General features: G+C 39.0%; 14 protein-coding genes. 1 reads left to right on the top strand and 13 read right to left on the bottom strand.

The window, feature by feature from the left end; translation table 11 throughout:
- Positions 1 to 54: 54 nt before the first annotated feature.
- Genes J2T03_RS03545 through J2T03_RS03555 form a run of 3 tightly spaced genes read right to left on the bottom strand, consistent with a single transcriptional unit; the run spans position 55 to position 5,860 of the window.
- Positions 55 to 1,509 carry an MFS transporter gene (locus tag J2T03_RS03545; RefSeq protein ID WP_307209464.1) on the bottom strand — a complete coding sequence of 485 codons (1,455 nt, stop codon included), beginning with the start codon at positions 1,507 to 1,509 and terminating at the stop codon, positions 55 to 57.
- Between the two features lie 30 nt (positions 1,510 to 1,539).
- Positions 1,540 to 3,447, bottom strand: coding sequence for a sialate O-acetylesterase (locus J2T03_RS03550; RefSeq protein WP_307209466.1), 1,908 nt, complete (start codon positions 3,445 to 3,447; stop codon positions 1,540 to 1,542).
- Between the two features lie 34 nt (positions 3,448 to 3,481).
- Positions 3,482 to 5,860, bottom strand: a complete 2,379-nt coding sequence (locus J2T03_RS03555; RefSeq protein ID WP_307209468.1) for a glycoside hydrolase family 127 protein — start codon at positions 5,858 to 5,860, stop codon at positions 3,482 to 3,484.
- Between the two features lie 525 nt (positions 5,861 to 6,385).
- Between J2T03_RS03555 and J2T03_RS03560 the strand changes: the two genes are divergently transcribed.
- Positions 6,386 to 7,072: an NUDIX hydrolase gene (locus tag J2T03_RS03560; protein WP_307209470.1), complete on the top strand. Its 687-nt coding sequence runs from the start codon at positions 6,386 to 6,388 to the stop codon at positions 7,070 to 7,072.
- 1 nt (position 7,073) lies between these two features.
- Here the strand turns inward: J2T03_RS03560 and J2T03_RS03565 are convergent, their stop codons facing one another.
- The 10 genes from J2T03_RS03565 to J2T03_RS03610 form a co-directional block, all read right to left on the bottom strand.
- Positions 7,074 to 8,981 (bottom strand): DUF294 nucleotidyltransferase-like domain-containing protein, encoded by a 1,908-nt coding sequence (locus J2T03_RS03565; RefSeq protein WP_307209471.1) that lies wholly within the window; start codon positions 8,979 to 8,981, stop codon positions 7,074 to 7,076.
- A gap of 5 nt (positions 8,982 to 8,986) precedes the next feature.
- On the bottom strand, positions 8,987 to 9,631 hold the full coding sequence (locus J2T03_RS03570; RefSeq protein ID WP_307209473.1) for a 3'-5' exonuclease: 645 nt from the start codon (positions 9,629 to 9,631) through the stop codon (positions 8,987 to 8,989).
- Positions 9,632 to 9,712: 81 nt separating this feature from the next.
- On the bottom strand, positions 9,713 to 11,440 hold the full coding sequence (locus J2T03_RS03575) for a sodium:solute symporter family transporter (RefSeq protein ID WP_307209475.1): 1,728 nt from the start codon (positions 11,438 to 11,440) through the stop codon (positions 9,713 to 9,715).
- A gap of 3 nt (positions 11,441 to 11,443) precedes the next feature.
- A complete protein-coding gene (locus tag J2T03_RS03580; protein ID WP_307209477.1) occupies positions 11,444 to 12,601 on the bottom strand; it encodes an aldose epimerase family protein in 1,158 nt (385 codons plus the stop codon).
- Between the two features lie 21 nt (positions 12,602 to 12,622).
- The gene (gene araA, locus J2T03_RS03585; RefSeq protein ID WP_307209479.1) at positions 12,623 to 14,119 is read right to left on the bottom strand and encodes an L-arabinose isomerase; all 1,497 of its coding nucleotides are present in this window, start codon (positions 14,117 to 14,119) and stop codon (positions 12,623 to 12,625) included.
- A 56-nt stretch (positions 14,120 to 14,175) separates the two neighbouring features.
- Positions 14,176 to 14,874 (bottom strand): L-ribulose-5-phosphate 4-epimerase, encoded by a 699-nt coding sequence (locus J2T03_RS03590; RefSeq protein ID WP_307209481.1) that lies wholly within the window; start codon positions 14,872 to 14,874, stop codon positions 14,176 to 14,178.
- Between the two features lie 279 nt (positions 14,875 to 15,153).
- A complete protein-coding gene (locus J2T03_RS03595; RefSeq protein WP_307209483.1) occupies positions 15,154 to 16,851 on the bottom strand; it encodes a ribulokinase in 1,698 nt (565 codons plus the stop codon).
- Positions 16,852 to 17,097: 246 nt separating this feature from the next.
- On the bottom strand, positions 17,098 to 19,074 hold the full coding sequence (locus J2T03_RS03600) for an alpha-L-arabinofuranosidase C-terminal domain-containing protein (RefSeq protein WP_307209485.1): 1,977 nt from the start codon (positions 19,072 to 19,074) through the stop codon (positions 17,098 to 17,100).
- A 57-nt stretch (positions 19,075 to 19,131) separates the two neighbouring features.
- Entirely contained in the window at positions 19,132 to 21,759 is a 2,628-nt protein-coding gene (locus J2T03_RS03605) for a glycoside hydrolase family 3 C-terminal domain-containing protein (RefSeq protein ID WP_307209486.1), read from the bottom strand.
- A 144-nt stretch (positions 21,760 to 21,903) separates the two neighbouring features.
- Complete coding sequence (locus J2T03_RS03610; protein ID WP_307209488.1) at positions 21,904 to 24,645, bottom strand: T9SS type A sorting domain-containing protein; 2,742 nt, start codon at positions 24,643 to 24,645, stop codon at positions 21,904 to 21,906.
- Positions 24,646 to 24,718 lie beyond the last annotated feature (73 nt).

Below are 24,718 nucleotides of genomic sequence, written 5' to 3' on the forward strand. Positions count from 1 at the left end.
CGGAACAAAAAAGCGGGAGCGGAAGACGGATAAAGCTGCCCAAAAATATTTTGATTAATCCTTTGATTTTCTTCTTTTTTTAAGATCCTGCTCTATTTTAATTTCCATCTTTTTGTTGATTTCATAGAACATCAGCAAGCCGCACGCTAAAAAGAACGGAATGGAAGGAAATACGCTGACCAGCATTTTTGCGCCTGCTGAAACGGTTTCCGGCTGTAAAACATTCACTGCCCCTTCGGAAGAAATATAACCGTACTGACCGATGATGTAGGCTACCAATGAGCTTCCGATGCTTAAACCGACTTTTAAACCGACCATCATTGCCGAGAAAATAATTGCTGTTGCCCGCCTGTTATTTTTCCATTCTGAATAATCGGCGACATCAGCAATCATTGCCCAAAGCAGCGGCGTTCCGATTCCATAGAAAAAACCGTGTAGAATTTGGGATAAAAACATCAATCCTACAGATTTTGGCGGATAAAATATGAATGCCAAAACAAATAATGTTGAAATAAAAAGTGAAGCGATGAATGCATCTCTTTTACCATATTTATCAGCAAATCTCTTGGAAAAAGTAATCCCAATGATCATCATAATGATCCCGCCTGCATTGAACAATCCGAAACCTGCTGAACGGGGATCTTCCCCAAAGAAATTCATTCCGATAGAATTGAAGAAATTGGTAATAGGTGATATAAACTGCTGAAGTGAAGCTTCGTCTACATAATTGTTAAAATAATAGACGTATGAACCACCTTTCATTGCTAATGTAATGAAAATCAAAGCTGTAACGATCAGCATGATAATCCAGGGCTTATTTTTCTTTAAATCTTTTAAATCTGCACCCAACGTTGATTCCTGCTCCGGTTTTGGAATGACTCTTTCTTTGGTGGTGAAGAATGTGATGAGCAACATTACCGTCCCGATAATGGCAAGCCAGGTCATTACCACCTCGATTCCGGCTGCTTTGTCACCATGTCCTGCAGATAAAATAATCGGAAGCATAAAAACCTGCACAAAAAACTGGGCAAACATCACAGCCACAAAACGGTATGATGAAATACTGTTTCTTTCGCCCATATCTCCCGTGATAACGCCGCTTAAAGCAGCATAAGGTAAATTATTGGCCGCATAAAGCAGCAGCAGCAATGAATACGTAACTGCCGCATATATCATTTTCCCTTTATAAGAAAAATCAGGTGTGCTGAAGGCGAAGAGTGCTGCTGCACCCAACGGAATTGCAGAAAGTAAAATCCACGGACGGAATTTACCCCATTTTGTACGGGTTCTGTCTGCCAGTGCTCCAACAAGAGGATTGAAGCCAAAACCGGCAATCAGGCCAACGGTGAGCGTGATGATGGATGCATCTTCTGCTTTTAATCCATAAATATCGGTGTAAAAGTATGCCAAATATGTTACGAGCGTCTGGAAGACCAAATTAGCCGCCAGATCTCCTAAGCTGTAGCCTACTTTTTCAACGACAGATATTTTTGGGGATGAGTTGTTCATATGTTTTTTATAGTTTGAATTTCAAATTGATTATTCTGTAGTAAATGGTGAAGCCGGAAGTCCTGATTTATTTTTCAGATTGCCGTCCGGATTGTCTGACCAGTCGTATCGTACTGAAACGGGATTTGAAATCGTGTCATTCCAGACAAGGATTTTATTGCCTTCGATTTTTGCCTTTGCCCATTCATATTTCCCGTCTTTTCCTTTGATGGTAAAGCCTTTTAATTCTGAAACAGATACAAAATCATCAGTTCCTTTTTTAAAAGAAAGAACAATTTTATTTCCTTCAATTTTCATTGATTGGTAAACAGGCCCGTCTGCAATGATATTTTTTTGGTATGCAACTTTTAACGCCTGCAACGCCAGCCTGTCACCCACTGTTTTCTTGTTTAAAGGATGAATATCATTCCAGTCTCCTGTATCGATAATCACAGCAAGTCCGGTATTCGGAACTTTCAGTGAAACCTGACGTTGCTGGTCTCTGAGTTCTGCCCAATTACTTTCTACAGGTTGTGCTTTGGGTTCCATAAAATTTGCCAGCTGTACGGTAAAGAAAGGTAAATCTTTCTGATTCCATTTGTTTCGCCAATCGTTAATCATTGTGGTCAGCAAATCTCCGTATTCTTTTGGTTTTCCGGTATTACTTTCGCCCTGATACCAGATTGCTCCTTTAATATTGTAATTAATAAGCGGATGGATCATCGCGTTGTATAATCCGGTTGGCTTCCATCGGATGAAGGTTTGCCCGGGAGCCATTTTTTCCATTTTGGCTCCGATTTTATATTTCCATTCGGTTTTTAAATCGATTTTATTTCCGTCAATTTCAAGGTAATAAGGCTTGTCAGCGATGAACTGTCCTTTCCCGCTTCCATTGGTAATTCTCACAGCAATCACATTTTTTCCTTCTTTTAAAACGCCGGCCGGAATATCGTACCAGCGAGGTGGATATTCGTAGGTTACATTTCCTACTTTTTTTCCATTAATATAGGTAACATCGGCGTCTTTTATTCTTCCTAAATTTAAAAAGGCTGCTTTTTGTGCCTGATTTTTAGTTAAATTAACTTCTTTCCTGAACCAAATTACGCCTTCGAAAGAACCTTCTTTATCTTCCCAGGAACCGGGAATCTGCATTGTTTTCCAATCGGAATCGTTTAAATCAAAACTTTCCCAATGCTGGTTTAATCCGATATCGCTTTGCTCGAGTTCTGCATACCAGGCTTTACTCGATGCCTGCTCTGAAGATTCTGTAGATTTTATCAATTCATCATTCTGCCATTTTTTGGCTTCATCTAAATATTCAGGATATTTTTTCAGGGAATTTTCATCCATCCATGCCTGAATCGGCGAGCCGCCTAAACTTGTGTGGATAATTCCAACGGCAACTTTATTTTTTTCACTCAACTGTTTCGCAAAAAAATAAGCAACTCCAGAGAAATTTAGAATAGTCTGAGGATTGGTAGCTTCCCATTTTCCGCTGTCAAGCTCAGTTTGAGGTAACTTGAAATTATATTTTTGAGGAACTGTGAAAAATCTGATATTCTGGTTATTTGCTTTTTTAATTTCATCGGCGTAAAGCGGTATCAATCTACGCATCGGCAGTTCCATGTTAGATTGCCCTGAAGCCAGCCAAACGTCGCCGATAAGAATATCTTTTAATGTAATTTCATTGATGGTCATTGTGTAAGGACCTCCGGCTTTCTGCTCGGGAAGGGTGATTTTCCAGTTTCCAGCCTGATCAGCTGTGGTTTTATAATTTTTATTGAGGAATTTCACTTCCACTTTCTCTCCTGCATCTGCTTTTCCCCAAACATTCAGCTTTTGGTTTCTTTGTAAAACCATTCCGTCTGAAACCAATGCCGGAAGTGTAATTTTTGCATCAATGAAAATGCAGAATGTACAGAGAATTAAGCTTAAAATTTTGTTGAGTTTATTGTTCATTGGTTTAATTTTTTCTAATAAGCCTTGTCAAGGTTTATTTAGTTTTATCTGGCATTTGGGTCAGCAATCTTACTTCGATAATTTTCGGAGTCATCGATTTTTCACCTGAATTAAACTTTACGTTAAGGATCTCCTTACGTATTTCTGATTCAGGAACTGGGATTAATAAAGATTGCGGGGAGCTGCCCGATTTTCCTTCGAAATTTTTAGCAATAACTTTTATTCCATTGATTTCTGCATTCAAAGTGCGGTTGTTGTTAGCATCAAAATAAAGAAGATAAAGATATTTTGCATTTTTATCTTTGTTTCTCATCTGGTAGCTAAACCAACCCTTTGCCTCACGAAAATGGCGGTCTTCCATATAACCTGTATTCGAGTCTTTGCTGTCGATGAAATGATCTGACTCCGGCTGCTGCTCACCCAACTGGATTTTGTCTGCAGTGAGTTTGTCCAGCTTTCTGATTTCTTCTTCTTCCTTAGCTTTTTGCTTTTGAATGGTTTCAATTTTATCCTGGCTGGCCTGCGGGAAATAAATGATGTACCGTTCTTCCTGAATTTTATAAAACGGAACCAATTCTAACCCGTTGCTAAATTTATTCTGAGGATATAAACCTGTTAATCTGAATGTGAAATCTTTTCCCTTAACCGTTTCCAAATGATTTAAAACCGAAGATGAGCTTCCTAAAATAGTCGGAATTTCATTCAAAGGAATCTGGGGTCCGTGAGCAATATGTCCGCCTCTGCTGTCATCCGCGAAAAGTCCGTTCTGATTTTCTTTTCCATATCTCGCGCCCAAAACAATCGGGCCGTATTTAAAGGCAAAATAATCTGAATGATCCGGAAGCTGTTCTGCGGAAAGGTGCATCGGCATTTTCATTTCGATGACATCGCCTTTTTTCCATTTTCTTTTGATCAAAAAATAACCTTCTGGATCAGCTTTTACATTTATATTTTTACCATTAATTGAAATGATAATTTGAGAGCGATCTGACCATTCCGGTGCTCTTAGTTTTAAATTTATATTTGATTTTGAAGCCACATCAAAAATCAATTTTGTTGATGCCGATTCCGGGAAATTGTTTTCCTGCCTTAGGATCAATTTCTTTTCGGACCATTTTAAAATAGAAGGGATGAACAGATTCACATACAGATCTTCATTTGAATAAGCATAAATCATTTCACCATATTTGGCATGATTTTCCATTCCGGAGCCCACGCAGCACCAAAAGCTTGTTTCCGGCTGGGAATACACCCTGTAATGACCGGGACGCATCGGTGTGAAATACACAAAACCACCTTTCTCAGGGTTTTGTGTGGAAAGAATATGATTATATAAAGCTCTTTCGTAATAATCTACATAAGATGATTTCGGATTTGTTGCATATAATTCTTTGGAAAGTTTCAGCATATTGTAGGTATTGCAGGTTTCCGGACCTTCGATGCTTTTAATCATTCCGCTGAAATCATTGATAGGATTGAAATGTTCACTTACACTGTTTCCCCCGATAACCGATGAACGTTTTTGTGTGACATTGGTCCAGAAAAAATCTGCCGCATTGCTCCATTCTTTATTATTTTCCAAATCTGCAATTCTCTTAAAACCAGTCACTTTAGGAATCTGCGTATTGGCATGGATTCCTGTAAGCTTATCTTCACCATTCAGTAAAGGGTTTAAAATGGCAAGATGAGAAAAACGGTGAGCAAGTTTTAAATATTTCGGATTTTTTGTAATGTCGTAAACGTCTGCAAAAACTTCATTCAGACCGCCGTGTTCACTGCGAAGCATCTCCTGAATTTGCTCATCAGATAGTCCGGAAACTTCATCAGCCATCCAATCTGTGAGTTTTATCAGCATTTTCTTCGCCTTTTCATTGTCTGCATACCAATAGGCATCACGCAAACCTGAATATATTTTGTGAATATTATACAAAGGAACCCAACGGTCGTTCAACCCGAAAGTTGCAGCACGGATGTTCCCGTCGGCAATCTCTTTCCAGATTTTTTTTCCGTTTGGAACGCCGGAAAGATAACCGTTTCCTGAAAGATTCTGGCAACGTTCCAATTCATCGATCATATAATCAAGTCGTTGCTTGATTTTTTGATCGCCTGTAGAAGCATACATCAGTGCCAAAGCAGAAACATAATGTCCGCCGATATGTCCGTCTAAACCTGTGTTTTCCCAGTTGGGATAGTTTTCTTTTTTAGGCTTAAGCCCAGCTTCTTTCAGATAAGGTGCAAGAAGCCGGTCAGCATCCATCGACAGGATGTATTTTTCATCTGTCTGCATTGCCCTGCTGAAAACACTTTCGGACAAATGAACTTTGTTAAGCGGAAAGTAGCTAACATTTTTCTTAACCTGCCCGAAAGCAAGCGAAGTAAAGCCTAAAAATAGTATCAGCGATTTTCGGTTCATTAATAAATGTTATTTCTACATTTCTAAAATAAAAGAAAGTATTCAAATAACAAACAATTTTCAGAATTTAGCGGTAGACTGTACTGAAAAAGCACTTTGGGACAGCGAGAAAACGTTTCAAAAATATTGAGCTTATCATAAAAAACAAGAATAGACAAATGATAGAATAACAGTCAAATAAATGTAATTTAGTCATTATCAAAATAAATATCGAATGTTTCTGAGAGGTGATGAAAACAGATGTCCGGACTTATCTTATTTTTAATAATATGCTGAATCAGTTCCGGGCTAAAACTCCGAATAAAACTTTAACATAATTTTAACATTCAGTTCATATACTATTCACAGCAATTTTAACAAATGAATCGATAAAATGATGAAAATAATTCCCCAAAACACAACCCGAAACCATCAAACCATCAAAAAGGAAAATTAATGAGGAAAATAAAGTGTTTAACATACATTTATTTGTTTTCATATTACAATCTACACTAAAAACATTTAACTTTGTATAAAATAGTTTTGATGGAAGAAAATTATCTTAATTATCCCAAACATCTGGTCGCTGTTGACTGCATTATCTTCGGTTTTGACGGCGAAAATCTGAAAATTCTTCTCGTACAAAGAAACTTCGAGCCCCAAAAAGGAGAATGGTCTCTGATGGGCGGATTCGTTGATGATAAAGAAAACTCTGATCAGGCTGCAAACCGCGTTCTCAACGCATTGACCGGGCTGGAAAATATCTACCTCGAACAGCTGAATACTTACACAGAAATTGACCGTGAACCGACAGCCAGGATTATGTCGATCTCCTATTATGCTTTGATCAATATTCAGGATAATATTCAGATTAATGAAAAGTACAGTGCTAAATGGTTTGACCTGAAAGACCGTCCCGAACTTATCTTTGACCACAACACGATGGTAAAAGATGCTGTTCTGAGATTGAGAAGAAGAGCAACGACAAGACCGATCGGCTTCGAACTTTTACCGGAAAAATTCACAATGAAAGATCTTCAGAATCTCTACGAAGCTATTTTTGATGAAAAATATGATAAGCGAAATTTCACCAGCAAAATCAATGCGCTGGATGTTCTCGTAAAAACCAACGAAAAAGATATGAGCTCTTCTAAAAAAGGATCTTTTCTTTACACTTTTGATGAAAAAAAATACAACAGGAAAATCTCAGAAGGATTTATGTTCAGGATTTAAACTAGAAGCTTCCGGTAAATTTCACTTTGATTCCCAGCTGAAAATTAACAATAGTCTTAAAGATTTCAATTAAAGTCACCCTTTCAATCTTGGTCAGCTTGCTGATTTCGATATAATTATCCGGATTTTTTTTATCAATATTGATTTGATTTGCCTGATTTTTAAGCCGGAGCGCCATCAAATAATAGTAAGACTGGTGCATTTCGTTATACTGCTGCTGCGTGAAAACTCCAATTTCATTCAGTTTTTTCATTCGTTCCCCTGTATTTTCTAATTCCAGCTGATTTCTCAGGGCATATACACGAACAAGATCTACAATCGGGGACATTGCCGTTTTAATATCAAAGACTTCTGATTTCCCGATCGTCTGCGTTTTAATCCTTTTAAAGAAAGTCAACGGAGGCTCGTACTGCAAGGCGTTTTTTGCAATATGTGCAAAGAAAAGCTGATGAGGCGAAACCAATTTGTCCTTGATAAAAGTCTTCAGCTCACGGACGATATTTTCGTCACCGTAAATAAACCGAAAATCAAAAAAAGTAGAAAACTTCATTGCACTTTCCGGTACAGATTCTTCTATCCATTGGCTATAGTTTCTTTTCCAGTGAGAAAGAGAATGGGTCCATTTTGGGTTGCTTGCCATAAAACCACCTTTGCAGTATTCAAAACCGATGGTATTAAGATCATCCGAAACTTTTTTGGCGAAATCCAGAAAATATTCTCTTACCATTTCCCGATGCTCATTGGCTTTGTCTTCATAAATAATCCCATTATCCTGATCCGTACTCAGCGTCTGTTCTTTTCTGCCTTCGCTTCCGGTGACAATGAAAGCAAATTTTGCAGGCGGCTTTCCTATTTCTTTTATAACTTTCTCGATGACTTTTATGGTAATGGTGTCGGCAATCGTAGTGATGACCTGGCTGGCGATCTCTCCGTGTACTCCCCGTCCCAAAAGCTGATTGATAATATCCGGAACCTGCTTCCATTTTTTTCGGAGCTCTTCTGTATTTTCTGCCTGCTTTACAGACTGGATAAAAACCAAAGGACTCTGCGCCTGCTCGCTCAGTAAACGGTTTCTGCTCAGAAAACCTACATATTCTTCTTTATTTTTTACTAAAAGATATCTTGACTTGGTTTTGAACATCATAAGAATGGCTTCATACAAATAAGCATCGCTCGAAATACTTACAATAGGATTATCCATTACCTCTGAAATGGCTATTCCTGCATCCATACGACGGGAAATGACGTTATCCCGCAATGTGATATCTGTGGCATAACCAATAATCTCCGTGCTTCCTGATTTTTTGATAAAAATACAGCTTACCTTATTTTCTGCCATCATTTTAGCAGCTTCAAACACAGGAGTATTTTCTTCACATGAAACAATGCTTTTGTAAGCAATTCCTTCAATTTTCCTCGAATACAGCTGATCGGCTGCAAAATAACTCTCCTCAAAAGTGGCGGGTGTTTTTACAAAATGAGAAAACTCTTCATCCAGCATTTTCTTACCAAAATCTGAAGTAAAATAGTGAAAAAAATCTTCGTAAGCATTGCACAATTCATAAAATTCCTTTTTAGGCAAGGTGTACACCACGGTTCCTTTTTTGGCTATGGCAGATTTCAGGGCGCGAACTCTGTTGAGTACCACAGACATTCCGCCAAAACAATAAGGCGAATGATGTCTGGTCACACATCTTTTATTTTCTGCCGCATCGAAAAAGAAAGTTTCATATTCTCCGGACGATATTATGTCTACCCCTTTCATCTCAGTGACTTCCTGGCGGTAAACTAACGTATCTTTTGAAAACTCGGTTTTTGTAAGGGTTTCAGAAATCTCTTCAAGAACCGTTTCCGGCAAAAGATGAAATGGTTCCGTAATTTTTAATAATGAAATAATTTTTTCTTCCATGCTGCTTATTTCATTTTACTGTTAAAAAACTTCAATTTTGATTCAATTTCATGATTGATATATTGAAACTCACCGTCTGAAATTTTTCCCCGCTTACGAATTTCAAAAAAACATTTTGCGGTCATTTCTGCATCAATCATGGCATCGTGAGAGGGTTCCATTTTTTCATTAAATAGAAAATTATAAAGTTGGGGCAGACGCAGATAATCTGCCTGAGGATTCACAACATAATCTCTACTTTTCAGCATTGTGCAGTAAAAATGGCTTTCCAGGAAAGGATTTTCCAAACCTGCTCTGTAATAATCACAGCTCAGCGTATGGATATCAAATTCTGTGAAATGCCCTGTAATCAGTGGATTATACTCCTGAATATCATTTGAAAGTTTTTTTAAAACAAAAGCTCGAGACTGTCCGTTTTTACTTAAAAATTCTTTACTGATTCCATGAACTTTAAATGATCCGGCACTTATTTTCAAACCCTCAACATCAATATAAAAATTCTCCCGCTTAATCTCATTCCCGGTTTCATCGTACAAAATCCAAGACACCTGAACTGCTGAAGGCCAGTTATCCGTTTCAGAATAGGGCAAATCCCAGCGTTTTGGAATTGCTGTTGTTTCTGTGTCAATGAAAAGGAGGTATTTTTTCAAACTTATTAAAATTACAAAATGTTGGGGATTAAACAAAAAAATAGGATGCCTCCCGACATCCTATTTTACTTACTTTTAAAATTACCAGAATCTCACATAAAGTGCGGTAAGTAAAAGAACTGTAACTACAATCATTGCTAATGTTCTGGAATCTACTTTAAACATTGTAGAATCGATCGCGAAAGCCTTTGGATTTACTTTCGGACCTGCTAAACTTATCAAAACCATAACAACAACAGTGAAAAAGAATGACCAACCCATATTAATTAAAAACGGAATTTCTGTGATGGTATGAACTACGCCGTTTTCTAATTTTTCATACGTGAAAGCCGTGTACAGCCAAGTTTCTTTCCCGAAAATATCAACGGCAAAACTGTTGAAGAAAATGGCCAGTAAAAAGCCAAGAAGAACGCCTACCAAAGCTGCCGTTCCCGTAGTTCTTTTCCAGAACATTCCCAAAAGGAACATCGCAAAGACACCCGGGCTGATAAATCCGGTATATTTCTGAATAAATGTGAAACCGCCTTCTCCTCCGATACCTAAAACATCGGTCCACGTAAATGCCAAAGCCACAAACATTGCAATAATAATTGCCCAACGGCCCGTTCTTACCATCTGGATTTCAGTAGCATCCGGCTTCAAATATTTTTTATAAATATCCAAAGTAAAAATGGTGGAAATACTGTTTACCTTACCCGCCAAAGAAGCAACAATTGCCGCCGTCAAAGCTGCTACTGCAAGACCTTTAAGCCCTGTCGGTAAGAAGCCTAGAATGGCTGAGTAAGCACCGTCTTTTACTCCGTTGAAGCCAGGAAGATGGCCTTTTGAATATAAAACATAAGCAGCAATTCCCGGAAGCATTACGATAATCGGCATAAATAATTTCAAAAATCCAGCAAATAAAATTCCGGTTCTTGCTGTTTTTAAATCAGCACCCAAAGCACGTTGGGTAATATACTGGTTACATCCCCAATAATTCAGGTTTACAATCCACTGGCCTGCAAAATACATCGCCAGACCCGGTAAAACCACATATTTCTGAACACTCAGATTTTCCGGCATTGCCAGAGTTGTGGTAGTGGTAGCTGGCTTGTCAAGAATTAGCTTAAAATGTTGCGGCGCTTCGTTTATTAAAGTCTGGAAGCCTGCAAAAGCATTTCCTACCGCTGCTCCGTTTATTCTCTGGTCAACAATCTGAAGAGCCATATAAACTGTGGCAAAGCCACCGATAATCAAAACTGCCACCTGAATCACGTCAGTGTAACCGATTACCTTCATCCCGCCTAAACCAATCAGTAAAGCCATCAGAAGCAATCCGATCATGATGATGTGAAGATTATCTCCACCCAACAGGGTATCGATAGCCAAGGCACCCAGATATAGGATTGAAGTTAAATTTACAATCACATAAAGAAAAAGCCAGAAAATTGCCATAATCAGAGAAACCGATTTATTATAACGGGTTTCAAGAAACTGGGGCATTGTATAAATCTTATTTTTGAGGTAAATCGGAATGAACCAAACCGCAATGATAATCAGTGCAATCGCTGCAAGCCATTCGTAAGCTGCTACGGCAATTCCCACGAAAAAGCCTTCCCCGCTCATCCCGATAAACTGTTCCGCCGAAATGTTGGACGCGATCAAACTAGCACCAATCGCCCACCATGTGAGTGAACCTTCTGCCAGAAAATAATCTTTACTGCCTGTAGCTGCGGATTTTTTCTTATTGTAAATCCAAATTCCGTAACCGGCTACCACCACAAAATAGATAAGAAATATGATGATATCAATAGTCGCTAAGTTTCCCATAATTTATTTTTTAACTGAGAATTTATAAATTGTTTTAGTTTGGTATTTCTGTCCCGGCTTCAGCTCTGTTGAAGGAAAAGAAGACTGATTCGGAGAGTCCGGAAAATGCTGGGTTTCGAGACAAAAACCTGTTCGGAATTCATTTTTTCCTCCGGTTTTGGTATCAAATTTTCCATCAAGAAAATTGCCGGAATAGAATTGAACACCCGGTTGATCTGTCAAAACTTCCATTATTCTTCCTGATTCAGGGTGATATACTTTTGCAATGCTTCTCAATCCGGTTCCGTTCAGAATCCAGTTGTGATCGTAGCCTTTTCCTTTTTTTAACTGATCGTCTGCAGCATTGATGTCTTTTCCGATTTGTTTTGAAACCGTGAAATCAAACGGACTTCCTTTTACTGCTTTTTGCTCGCCGGTAGGAATCAATGTCTCATTCACAGGTAAAAATTGATCTGCATTAATTTGTAATTCGTGGTCAGTAATGGTTTTTGTAAAATTTCCAGAAAGGTTGAAATACGAATGCTGAGTTAAATTCACAACCGTTGCTTTATCAGTTGTTGCTTCATAGGAGATCTCCAAAGCATTGTCATCTGTCAAAGTATATAAAACTGTTGTGGTTAGCTTTCCCGGATAGCCCTGTTCGCCGTCTTCGCTTGTGTAAGTAAGCTTCAACGTTGGAAATTGAGCATCTTTTACAGATTCTATATTCCAGAATTTGGTATGGAAACCTTCTTTCCCACCATGAAGACTATTGGGTCCATCATTTTTGTTGATGTCGTAAGTTTTGCCCTCCAAAGTAAATTTTGCATTGGCAATTCTATTCCCGTAACGTCCGATCAGTGCTCCGAAATAATAGGGATTCCCGTTGAAATAATCTTCAGGTTTTGTAAATCCAAGAACAACATCTTCATATGTTCCATTTTTGTCAGGGGCTGTCAATGAAGTGATAATTCCACCGAAGTTGATGATTTCCACCTTCATTCCATTTTTGTTGATCAGGGTATATTTTTTAATAGAATCGCCTTTTGCTGTCACTCCGTAGTCTGAAACCTGTATGTTTTCCATATTTTCTTTTTGGCTCTGATTATTATTTTCTTTTTTATTGCATCCGAAAATACATAAAAGCGCAAAAATAATCAGGTTATAACTTATTTTTTTCATAGTTTAAATGATTTTGCAAGTTTAACGATAATAGATCTCATTCCACCTAAGTGTATTCTTAAAATCACGGATTTTTGTATCTTCATCAATAACCAATGACTCAATACCTGCTATTTCTGCAAAATCTTCTAGCTGTTCTGCACTAATATTTTCACTGTAGCATGTGTGATGTGCTCCGCCTGCGAGGATCCATGCTTCTGCAGCCGTGTACAAATCCGGAAGAGGCTTCCAGAGAACTCTTGCCACAGGAAGTTTTGGTAATTCTTCCGTGATTTCCAGTGCTTTAGTTTTGTTGATTAGCAGTCTGAAATGATTTCCGAAATCCATCAGCGCTGCATTCAGAGAGTCAATATTTCCTCTTGAATTGAAGACCAGACGCACCGGATCTGCCTTACCACCGATTCCCAACGGATGAATTTCGCACGAGGGTTTATCAACCGCTAAAACGGGATCAACTTCCAGCATGTGGGACCCTAAAACTGAAGGATTTGAGGGATTGAGATGATAGGTATAATCTTCCATAAAAGCATTTCCGCCTTCCAGACCCTGCCCCATCGTTTTCATGGCACGAACAAGTGCAGCTGTCTTCCAGTCGCCTTCTCCGGCGAAACCGTATCCTTTTTCCATCAGCCTCTGAACAGCGATTCCCGGAAGCTGTTCCAGACCGTGTAGATCTTCAAACGTATCTGAAAAGCCTTTAAAGTTTCCGTCTTTCAGGAATTTTTCCAATCCTAATTCTATTCTGGCAGCAGCTTCGAGAGATTTTCGGTTATTTCCGCCCGAGAGAAGAGATTCTGCCATTCTGTATGAGGCTTCATATTCCTCCATCAAAGTTTTTACTTCGCCATCGCCTATGGAATTGACAACACTTACCAGATCCCCGATTCCCCATGTGTTTACAGAAAATCCAAACTTGGTTTCTGCTTCTACTTTATCGCCATCAGTTACGGCAACATATCTCATATTATCTCCGAAACGAGCGAATTTTGCCCCCTGCCAATCATCCCAGCCTGCTGCTACACGGCTCCAGTCTCCGATTTGTTTCTGAACCCTTTCTTCAGCCCAATGTCCTACAACTACTTTCCTGTTTTTACGGAGGCGGCTTACCATAAAACCAAATTCACGGTCACCGTGCGCCGCCTGATTCAGATTCATAAAATCCATATCCATCGTAGACCAAGGGATATCCTGATTGAACTGTGTATGAAGATGCAACATTGGTTTTTGCAAAGCGGTCAGCCCGCGAATCCACATTTTTGCGGGGGAAAAGGTGTGCATCCAGGTAACAATTCCGATGCAGTCTTCTGAATGATTAGCTGCCGTTAATGTTTCAAAAATTTCTTCTGTTGATTTTACAGTTGGTTTAATAATAACTTTTACAGGAATTAATGAAGACTGATTAAAAGCTTCTACAATTTTCGCTGAATGTTCGGCAACCTGAGCTAATGTTTCAGGACCGTATAAATGCTGGCTTCCGGTGATGAACCAGATTTCTTTTGTATTGAGAGGTGTTAGCATATTTATAATTGATAAATGATGATTGATCGTTTTATTTTTTCAAACTGATATCTTTTTTACTGTCCGTAATAGGCGTTTTTGCCGTGTTTACGCTCGTAGTGTTTTTTGATGAGAGAATCTTTCAAACGTGGTGCATTTTGGTTGATTTGTCTGGTGAGATAGGCCATTTCTGCGATAGTTTCCAAAACTTTACTGTTGTATACTGCTTTATCAGCATTCTTTCCCCAGGTAAAAGGTCCGTGATTTCCTATAAGAACCATTTCCACTTCTTCGTAGGAGAGCTTTTTCTCTTTAAAGCAGTCAAGGATCTGGATTCCGGTGTTGTATTCGTAGTTTCCTTCTATTAAATCATCACGCATTGGCGGTGCGCAGGGAATATCTGTCGTCAGATGATCTGCATGTGTCGTCCCGAAAATCGGAATATCCAGTTGAGCCTGCGCCCACGCCACCGAATAAATGGCGTGTGTATGAGAAATCCCACCAATATTTTCCCAGTTCTTATAAAGATAAGCATGGGTTTTGGTGTCTGAGGAAGGTCTTAATTTCCCTTCCACTACATTGGCATCATAATCTAAAATTACAATGTCTTCCGGCTTTAAAATGTCGTACGGAACACCACTGGGCTTTATAGCAAAAGTTCCTTTTTCTCGGTCTACGGCACTTACGTTCCCGAATGTATAAACTACAAGCTTCAATGCATCAAGCTGCATATTGGCTTCGTAACATTCTCTCTGGAGTTCTTTATATGTGCTCATTTTGTTTTTATTAAATGATTGAAAGGTTAAATAATTTAAAAATTAAACTCTTCATTGTGTCAGGCTTTAGCTTGATGTGTAATCTTCTTTTTGATTTCAACCGAAACAAATAGTCATGTCCCTATTGATTTTCTATTCCTTTTCTTTACGTTGAATTACACGCAGCCCGGCTTGAGCGGAAATCCTTTTTTTTGCATTGGCAAAAGCATTGGCAAAAAAGATTGGGAGCGGAAGACGGATATAGCTGCCATAAAAATTTAGCTGTTAGCTTTAACATTTTTATAAACTATTGATGATCAATTTCTTCTTTGATTTGATAGCATGTTCTGTAAAATCGGCAAGAATCTGATATTGACTCATCAGGTCTGCATATTTTTCCACCTGTTCTGCCTGCGGAAAATACTCGGCTTCGAAATCGGAACCCATTTTCTGGCTTGCTTCCTGAACATTAGGGTAGATTCCTGCCGCCACTGCTGCATAAATCGCGGCACCCAAGGCCGGAGCTTGGTCAGATGCTGCCACTACAATCGGCATATTAAGAATGTTGGCTAAAGTCTGCATGATGAATGGGGATTTTCTGGCAACACCACCAATTCCGATTACTTTTTTGATTTTTACACCTTCATCTTCGAAACGGTCGACTATTTTTTTCGCACCGAAGCAAATAGCATTCACCAGTGCTTTGAAAATATGCGGTGCTTTTGTACCGAGTGAAAGATTGCTGATAGCGGCTTTCAGCTCCTGATCGGCATCAGGGGTTCTTCTTCCGTTGATCCAATCCAGGGCAATGGGAACCGATTCGGAAAGAGGGATTTTTTCTGCTTCCAGAGTGAGATTCCGGATAAGATTCTGTTCTATTTCTTCTTTTAAAAGCTGTTTTTGATTTTCATCAATTACTTCAGAGTTCATCAAAATGTTTTGAGTTGGCCACATCAGGATGTCTTTGTACCAGGCCAACAGATCGCCAAACGCCGACTGTCCGGCTTCCAGACCCATCAGTCCCGGAATAACCGAACCGCTTACCTGTCCGCAAATACCTTTAACGGTTTTGTCCTGAATAATTTCGTTGGGTGCCACCATAATATCGCAGGTTGATGTACCCATAATTCTGATAAGCGTATTTTCTTCTACTTTTGCTCCAACAGCTCCGGAATGCGCATCGAAAGTTCCTACGGCAATTACAGTATGGGTCGTGAGTCCAAGCTTTTCTGCCCATTCCTGGTTTAGATTTCCTGCAACCTCATCGGAAGTATAGGTTTTATCATATAATCTTTCCCGAAGTTCGGCCAAAGAAGGGTCTAGCCGGCCGAGAAATTCTTTTGAAGGAAGCCCGTCCCACGATTCGTGCCACATTGCTTTGTGACCCGCTGCGCAACGGCTTCTTTTGAATGTTTTTAAATCCTGATTATCGGAAAGAAGAAACGTGATATAATCGCAATGTTCCATCCAGCTGTAAGCCGCATTTTTTACATTTTCATCAACTCTATTAATGTGAAGAATCTTGGCCCAGAACCATTCTGATGAGTAGATTCCGCCCACAAACCTGGTGTAATCTTCGCCGCCCCAGTTTCTTGCTACATTATTGATTTCTTCCGCCTCATTAATGGAAGTATGGTCTTTCCACAACACCATCATCGCATTGGGATTTTCTTCAAAACCCGGGGTCAAAGCCAAGGCAACTCCATCTTTATTCACCGGAAGCGGTGATGAACCTGTGGTGTCAATACAAATACTGACAATACTTTCCGGCGTTACCCCGCTTTCTTTTACAACATCGGAAATGGTTTTTTGCAAACCTTCAATATGGTCCAAAGGATGTTGACGGAACTGATTTTGTTCCGGCTGGCAGAATTTCCCTTCCTTCCATCTTTGGTAATAGCTTACAGATGTTGCGAGCTCTGCCCCATTTTCCGTATCAATCAGGACTGCACGGACAGAATCTGTTCCGTAATCTAATCCGATAACATATTTTTTCATTAATGTAAATAATTAATTTTTATAAATTATTTTAAACCACCTTTCCACCAGCTTAAAATGATATCTCCATAACTAAATATTACGGCTTATGCTCAATTATCAGAAAAAGTGATTCATTTTTAATCAGGCTTTAACCAATTCACAAATTTTTTATTGAAGAGATAAAAACAAATATAAGATTCTATTTTAAATAAATGTAAAAAACACACTTAATTTTATTTTTTATTTGTAAAGATTTGATTATGATTATTTAAGCTTTAAAACAATAAAGGAATTACCGGGAATAACAACCGAAATCTTACCTTTTTTTAATGCTGACCTTTCCTCTGCTGGTTTGATATTCTCTGTTTGAAAATTATTTTCGGCAGAAAGCTGTGATGCTGTTAAGGTTATTTTAGTGAGATTTTTTCCTGGTTTTATATTCTTTGGGCTTATTTCAATTAATTTTTCCCGAGAATTAGTATTAACTATCTTGATAATGGTTTCTTCATTTCCGGTGTCCTGAACTGCGGATGCAAAAAGCTGATTTTGTCCTTTTACAGGCTTTCCGTTTTCATAAATCCTGATTAAATCGGTTCCTTTATTGTTTGAGAAAAGTTTCTGAACATAATAATTTGGGGTTGCATACGACTGAAGGTTATTAAACCAAATCAGATCCGGAGTCCATTGCCATCCGTCTGCATAGGCAAAAAGCGGCGCATAGGAAGTCATTGTTACCACATCTGCGTTTCTTTCCAATCCCGTCATAAAAGCGGCTTCTGAGAGTGCGGTCTGCCAGTTATTCTTATTGTCAGGTTTTACCACTCCTACTGATTGTGCAGCATATTCCCCCGCAAAAACCTTCGGTCCGGAACGGTCATAATCATCATATCTTCCGGCATTTTTTGTAAACCATTCCGGTGAATTGTAATAATGTTCATCAACAATCTGTGCATTGAGTTTTTTAAGCTCTTTCCAGCCGTAATCGAAAAATTCTCCGTCCGGTGACGGTCCGCTTCCGGAAATAATTTTAATGTCAGGATATTTAGCATGAATGGCTTTTTCAAATATTTTATACCTTTCAATATAATCTTCGCCCCACTGCTCATTTCCCACGCCGATAAATTTTAAATTAAAAGGTTTTGGGTGTCCCATTTCGGTGCGAATCTTCCCCCATTTTGTGGCTGAACCACCGTTTGCAAACTCAATTAAGTCCAATGCATCCTGAACGTAAGGATTTAATTCTTCCAAATGAACCAATTCGCCTGTATTGAACTGACAAGCCATTCCGCAGCTTAGGATCGGAACGGGTTCTGCCCCCAAATCTTCGGAAAGCTGAAAATATTCATAAAAACCCAATCCGAACGACTGGTAATAATCCGGAGTGAGCCTGTGGGCAAATCCTGAGCTCCATTTATTGATAAGATATTCTCTGTCCGCCACATTTCCTAAGGTTTTTTTCCACTGATATCTTTCGGCAAGCGTTCTTCCTTCTACAATACATCCTCCAGGAAAACGGAGAAATCCGGGTTTCAGATCATGTAATTTCTGAACTAAATCTTTTCGCAGTCCACCTTTTCTTCCTTTCCATGTGTCTTGCGGAAACAGGGAGATCATATCCATATTTACCACTCCTTTTCCTGTAAAAGTGATTTTCAGCTTTGCTTCTTCCACTGTTTTTGAAGGCGAAAAAACGGCAGTATATTTTTGCCATCCTTTTCCTTTAATAAGCACGGGAACTGTAGAAATTACCGCCCCTTTTTCGTCTATGAGACTTGCATTGAGCGCGGAAATATTCCCGGAAACATTTTCCAGATCAAAGCTGAAATCATATCTGGAGTTCTGATGAAGCCCAATCCCTCGGAAACCTTCATTTTCCAGAACATAATTTTGATCGTTATTTATGGTAATTCTCGCATAATTTTTATTGGTTTTGGCATCATCCGAATAAATGGTAAGAAATCCTGAATCCAGATTATGGGAGAGGGTCTTTGTGTTTTGCTGTTTCCAGCCCGTCAATGGCTCATCAAATTCAAAGCTCCGGTTTTTGATTAATTCAGCGTAAATACCTCCGTCTGCGGCAAAATTGATGTCTTCAAAGAAGATCCCGTACATCGTAGGCTGGATTTTGATGCCGGTAGATGTTCCGTCTAACTCAAGAATATGTTTATCGCTGTTTTGAGCCGATAAAAATGCGGCCGTCAAAGAGAGTATTGCTGTGAAAAATTGATCTTTTATTTTCATTTTAAGTTGAAAAAATTAAATTTTGTTGGTAGACCTTTAAGGTTCATTAAAAACACATTACCTGATGTTTAATTCAATACTTTTTAATCCTGAATCTGCTGAAGTTCCACCGTAGAAAATGGTGTAATTCCCTGGTTTTGAAACCAAGTCATCGGCTTTTTCATCATAAAATTTAAATGAATCTTTGGAAACCGTCAATTGAATATTTTTTGTTTCTTTTGATTTAATTAAAACTCTTTCAAAAGCCCTTAAAGTCTTTACAGGAGCTAAAGCATCATTATTTCTTTTAACATAAACTTGAACTACTTCTTCCCCGTCTCTTTCCGAAGTATTGGTTACAGGAACCGTTATGGTGACATTTTCATCAGCATTGATGCTGTTTTTGTTCAGTTTTGCGTCGCCGTAAGTAAATTTTGAATAACTCAGGCCGTGCCCGAATGCATACAAAGGTTTTTCCTTCATATAACGGTAGGTTCTTCCCTGCATATCGTAATTTTCAAAGCCCTGATGCTTGCTGGTTTTTGAAAGCGCATTGTCTAATTGCTCCAGATTTTTGTAAAAAGTAACCGGCAATCTTCCGGAAGGATTGTAATCTCCAGCCAGCACGTCCGCAACAGCAGTTCCGCCAGACTGGCCGCCGTACCAGGCATTCAGCAATGCATCGTAGTTTTTTTCATCCTGCTCCAGACCAAGTGAGCTTCCTGTGCAAAGAACAAAAACAACAGGTTTACCTGTTTTTCTCAGCTCAGCCAATAATTCCCTCTGAACTTTTGGGAGCTCAATTGATGTTTTATCACCGCCTTTGAAGCCTTCTGCATTCACCAGCATTTCTTCCCCTTCCAGACTTGGGGAAAGCCCTCCTGCAAAGACAATTACATCTGCGCTTTTCACTTTTTCCTTTACTGATGCAAAATTAACGGGGTCTTTTCTATAAGCTTCAAAGCTGATGCTTACATATTTTCCTTTTTGGGTGTGTCGTAATTCTATCTGATATTCTTTTCCTTTTTCCATTTTCACAGGAAATTCAGATGGATGTCTTGCGTCCGGGCCTTTTCTGGTAGCGATTTCTTTTCCATCAACAAACAGTGTGTACACATCTGATGTGGAAGCAGAAAATATTACCTCACCTGTAAAGCTGCTTTTGAAAATTCCAGAAATTTTTGCTGAAGTATTTTCCCTTGCAACTCCCGGTGCAAGCTGAGTTCCGCCGAAACTGTTGTAGGTAATTCCTGTTTTATTTACTGAAATATTGGCCGGATTTCCTTTGAACTCATTATTATTAAAAAATTCAACCTTCATACCTTTCTCTCCATTTTTCTGGTTCAAAAAATTCTGATAAAGCGAGGTCCTGGAAGACGGATCGGCAACCTCAGTTCCCTTTTCATAAATAATTTCAGCATTCGGAAATTTGGTTTTAATTCCTTCCAGAATAGTTACTATGGATGAAGGTGTTCCATTGTAATTTCCTAATTGCATTATTTCGTCATCCGCATTCGGGCCTACAACCGCAATTTCTTTAATATTTTTATTGAAAGGCAGTATATTTTTTTCATTTTTCATGAGCACAATTGATTTTTGTGCCATTTTCAGGGCTTGCTTTTTGTGCTCATCCGAATCTACAACAGAATAAGGAATCTGATTCCAGTGTACGGAAGATTTAGGGTCAAGCATTCCGAGCTCAAACCAGCCTTTAAGAATTCTCCTCATAGAAATATTGATATCTTTTTCTGTGATCAGTCCGCTTGCAAGAGATTTTTGCAGATTGTTATAGGTATCTCCGCATTCCAGATCAGTGGAGTGTTTCAAAGCATCTGCTGCGGTACTTTTCTCATCCGGATGTGTCCCGTGGTATTTCTTCTGATAGAAATCTGCCAGAGCCCAGCAGTCGGAAACCACCATTCCGTCATACTGCCACTTACCACGAAGAATTTCGGTAAGCAAGGTATTGTTGGCGCAACAGGGCTGACCGTCAAAAGCATTGTATGCACACATCACTTCTCTTACATTTCCTTCCAAAACCAATGCTTTAAAGGCAGGCAGGTAGGTTTCATACAAATCTCTTTTAGAAACTTCTGCATTGTAAGAATGGCGGTTCCATTCCGGGCCGCTGTGAACCGCAAAATGCTTGGCGCAGGCGTGTGTTTTGAAATATTTAGGATCATTACCCTGTAATCCTTTTACGGCAGCAACGCCTAAAACAGAAGTAAGAAAAGGATCTTCTCCATACGTTTCCTGACCTCTTCCCCACCGTGGATCCCGGAAAATATTGATATTGGGTGTCCAGAATGTAAGGCCTTCGTAACGTCCGGTTTTGCTGGCTTCGGCAAAAGATTTATTGTATTTTGCCCTTGCCTCATCAGAAATCATTTCAAAAGTTTTAAGATGCTCCGGAACGTCCCAGGTCGCTGCCATTCCGATGGCCTGTGGGAAAACGGTAGCCGTCCCAGCTCTGGCAACACCGTGAAGCGCTTCATTCCACCAGCCGTAAGCGGGGATTTCCAGACGGGGAACCGCTTTGGAATTGTCCATCATCATTCCTATTTTTTCATCAACCGTTAATAAACCTAGAAGATTTTCGATTCTTTGTTCTACCGGAAGATTGGGATTCCGGAAGGGATATTTGTATTTCTGAGCAAAACTAAAAGCGCAGAATACAAGTGATATGGTTACTAAAACTTTGTTCATACAATTGATTTTAAAGCAGTTTTTTTATTTAAACATATTAAATATTACCATTGAATATTTCTTTATAATGGGGTAAAGACAAAAGTCACCGGAATGAACCGGTAACTTTATTAAAAAGCAAATCTTAATTAAATAGGATTAACATTATTGTTTTATAAATTTAGTGTTGATATTTTCTCCTGAACCAGAAATTTCAATAAAATACAGCCCTGCAGGAAGTTTTGAGATATCAATCCTGTTTTTGCCACAGATAAGTTCTGTGTTATAAGAAACTGTACTTCCTTTTGCATCAATTATTGAATAAACTGCGCCAGAATATTTCCAATCAATAAAAATTTCGGTTTTAGCAGGATTTGGATATAAGATGATATCATTTTTCGCTGCCATTACATTACCAACTTTAAGTGTAGTAAAGCTCAACGGAAGAAAATTATTCGTATATGCGTTATTTTCAGCAAGATATCCCTGGAACGAACTGATTACCGGTTCATTACCCGTTGTTACTTTATAAAATCCTGTAACCCCGTTTTCTGTTTTCAGCACATATCCACCCGCAGCCACTTTTATGGACTGATAAACCCCATTGATTTGATTCACCGTAATGGCTTTTGGTGTCGATACAGCACCTGATCCTGTGAAAGTTTTACTTCCGGTAGCATTGATTAACACAGGAGTATTCGCAGGAATTACCCCATTGGAAATCTGAGTACAAGCCACACTTCCGGAACCCGGCTGCATCATATACGCCGTAGCTCCCGAAGGAATAGCTGACTGAAAAGGTAGAAGAACAATCCCGTACCCACTAAAAGTTCTTGTGTATGTAGCCGAATTTGCAGTGAAATTAAACGGCACCTGAAAATCTTTACCCAGATCCGAAAGACTAAGATTCTGACAGGAATTGCCGGAAACTACATTTACGTTATTGTTACTCACACTTCCGTTCACATAAAAAATACTGTTACGATTAGCAGACGCATTGTTCCATGTATCTGCCGATGTATTTCCTGTAACATCTCTGAAATCTACGGATGTATAATATTCATTTTCAAGAGCATCCATAAGATTGCTGTCCGTAAGCGAATATGCTGCTGCAAATTTTGAAGCTCTTTCGTTGCCTACATTAAAGTAAACATCGCCTAAAGTCAGGGTCAATATAGAACTGTAATTTCCGCTTCTTAGCCCGATAATCCCTTTGCAGCCATACGGGAGAACCGTTCTGGAAATATCAAATACCAAATTGAAACTTCCCGAACCCGGTGCAGGAAATCCTACACTGCCATAATTATGAGATCTTACCGTTCCGTTGGCATCAACGTAATATAATGTCGTATTGGAAGAAGTCGGCAAATTGCTTGTTGTATAATTTAATACATTAAAAATCAATTTATTGTAACGATCATCAAGAGATAAATATCCATTGTTAGCATCAATATTTGTGCTTATCAACGGGGTGGAATTGTAGAATGTAACGGTTTTTCCGCTAAGCTGATAATTAGTACCAAACGCCGAATTGGTCGGGACTTGAGTTTCAATTTTATTATAATGAACATCACCGCCTGTCATTAATGATACCGGTCTGTCGCCACTTTTATTAAACACAAAAGTCATTACACTCGAAGGGCTCACCTGAACTGTCGGCCGAAAACTCGCCGTACTGAAAGAAAAAGGTGATGAAGCCATATTCAAGGATTGTGATGTAGTTGTCTGTACTCCTGAAGCAGTAAAAAATGGCAGATCAACTTTAAGATCATATGTATTTGAAGAAGAATTGATAACAACAAGGGTGATCTGGTTTCCGTCCAGCGAAATATAAGAAGAACCTTCCAAAGTTCCGTTTGAGGTTTCCCATTTTGCATCTATTCTGGTTTTTCCTGTGGTATTTTTGGCATATTGGGATAGAATGTACCCTCTTTTCGTCATGTCCCCGGCAACTGTTCCGTATGAACCATCTCCCATCAGTCCGTAAAATCTTTTTGAAGCATAATGAATCCACGCATTTACATTTCCAAGCACTGCATTATTGACACTTTTTGCGAAACTAAATCCATCGGTATTCCATATAAAATCTCTCGGAGTCTGACTGCTTGAAGAATTCCAGTTAATCAGATATTCTGTCTGCCATATTTCTTTATTATAATTCTGAAACTGCTTATAAACAGACTGCATCGCACCGTACTGATGTCCTCCGTACACCTCAAAATTCGCCATTACCGCAGGGTCTAAGAATGCATTGGCAAAATTATCTGTAAAACCGACACTTTCCGGCGCTATTACCTTACAGTTGATAAGCTGACCGTAATTTTTAACAAAATTGGCAATTTGTGCCGGCGTCCAGATACATCCCTGATATTGTGCCATTTCGTCGGGCTCATTTTGTATGGAGATGTAATCCAATGTCACCCCATTATCTTGCAGATAGGTCACAAAACTGTTGAGATACAGGGCATAATCCTGATATTTTTCAGGCTTAAGATAACCGATTTGCTGTACACCGTTGGCATCAGTATATACTGCGTTCACGTGGTTATTGGTTTTCCAATCTGCGGGCATCGTCCACGGACTGGCGAATATGGTAAGTCCCATAGATTCAGCCAACTGAGCCGTTGCCAGAGCCGCACTCCAATTGCTGCTCTGTTCGGGAATATAAAGACGCATAATATTATATCCTGCTACACTGCCTGCACCCCAGAGTTTCTGGATTTCTGCGGTCGTCATGTGGTTGTAACCAAACTGCGGACTACAGACAAAACCGCCAAAACCCGTTATTTTCTGGTAAACAATACTCTTATCGATCTTTACTTTTGCCTGCACATTTTGTGCATTCAGCTGTACTGAAACTGCAATACCTGTAATCATTACAAGTATAAATTTGAAGATTTTTTCCATAGTAATAAGTTGTTAAATTATGATGTTAAATAGGTCTAATGAATAAGTTTAAGATTATTCTTAATTAATATTT

This window comes from Chryseobacterium lathyri (assembly GCF_030812195.1).
GTDB classification, from domain to species: domain Bacteria; phylum Bacteroidota; class Bacteroidia; order Flavobacteriales; family Weeksellaceae; genus Chryseobacterium; species Chryseobacterium lathyri_A.